Annotated in this window: 2 tRNA genes and 1 rRNA gene; all 3 read left to right on the top strand. The window is 45.9% G+C overall.

Annotation, left to right across the window (positions count from 1 at the left end):
• Positions 1-181: 181 nt before the first annotated feature.
• Positions 182-255, top strand: a tRNA-Ile gene (locus H8527_RS09645).
• Between the two features lie 14 nt (positions 256-269).
• Positions 270-343, top strand: a tRNA-Ala gene (locus tag H8527_RS09640).
• A gap of 236 nt (positions 344-579) precedes the next feature.
• Positions 580-1,222: ribosomal RNA gene (locus tag H8527_RS09635) — 23S ribosomal RNA — on the top strand; the annotation flags it as partial.

The following is a 1,222-nucleotide window of genomic DNA, read 5'->3' as shown; positions in this document are numbered from 1 at the left end:
GACGAACCTATTTTGGTAGACTGGTTGTTTGGTAGACTGGTAGAATAGTCAACTAAACAACTTATGAGGTACAACACATTTGGTTGTATCTGCGTACTTCTCGCAGACTGTTATGAAATATAAGAGAAAGATGAAGCCGAGCACTCCAGTTCGAGGGTCGCAAGGTTTGATTATTTCTGCCAGTCCTATAGCTCAGTTGGTTAGAGCGCCACACTGATAATGTGGAGGTCGGCAGTTCAAATCTGCCTGGGACTACTTCGTAATTGTATGGGGGATTAGCTCAGCTGGCTAGAGCACCTGCTTTGCAAGCAGGGGGTCAACGGTTCGAATCCGTTATTCTCCACTCTTACTGCTCAAACGAATCGTTAGAGCAAATGATCTTTGACATATTGAACACGCAACAAAGTTGATGAGTTGTGCGGAAGAAGGATAGAATGAAGCGAGTATCCATTACTTGTTTACCATTCTACCGATTAATTCCAACAACTCGCAAAATCATCTAAGTAACTTATAAAAGGTAACACAAAGTACAGCTTTAAGTATATTCGCCAGGGTTGTTTTTTTAGACAACTCATCGGCAACGAAGTAAAGAAGGGCGTACGGTGGATGCCTAGGCTCTTACAGGCGATGAAGGACGTGATAAGCTGCGATAAGCTTCGGGTAGGTGCAAATGACCATTGATCCGAAGATTTCCGAATGAGACAACTCGGCAGGTTGAAGACCTGTCATCCCGCGAATGCGGGAGGCTAACGCGGGGAACTGAAACATCTTAGTACCCGTAGGAAAAGAAAATAATAATGATTCCCTCAGTAGTGGCGAGCGAACGGGGAAGAGCCCAAACCAATGATGTTTCGGCATGATTGGGGTTGTAGGACTGCGTCGTTGCAAGAAATCAGAATAGAGGAACGTTTTGGAAAGAACGACCATAGAGAGTGACAGTCTCGTACTCGAAATTTTGATGAAGCATAGCAGAATCCTGAGTAGGGCGGGACACGTGAAATCCTGTCTGAATCCGGCGGGCCCATCCGCCAAGGCTAAATACTCGTAAGAGACCGATAGCGTACCAGTACCGTGAGGGAAAGGTGAAAAGCACCTCTTTAAGAGGAGTGAAAGAGTTCCTGAAACCGTACGCCTACAAGCGGTCGGAGCACCTTATGGTGTGACGGCGTGCCTTTTGCATAATGAACCTACGAGTTACCGTCATTGGCAAGGTTAAGAGTAA

Origin of the sequence: Alloprevotella sp. Lung230 (assembly GCF_014385435.1) — a bacterium.
In the GTDB taxonomy this organism is placed as follows: Bacteria; Bacteroidota; Bacteroidia; order Bacteroidales; family Bacteroidaceae; genus Alloprevotella.
The sequence above is the reverse complement of the archived record's forward strand: the minus strand, read 5'-3'. Positions and strand labels throughout refer to the sequence as shown.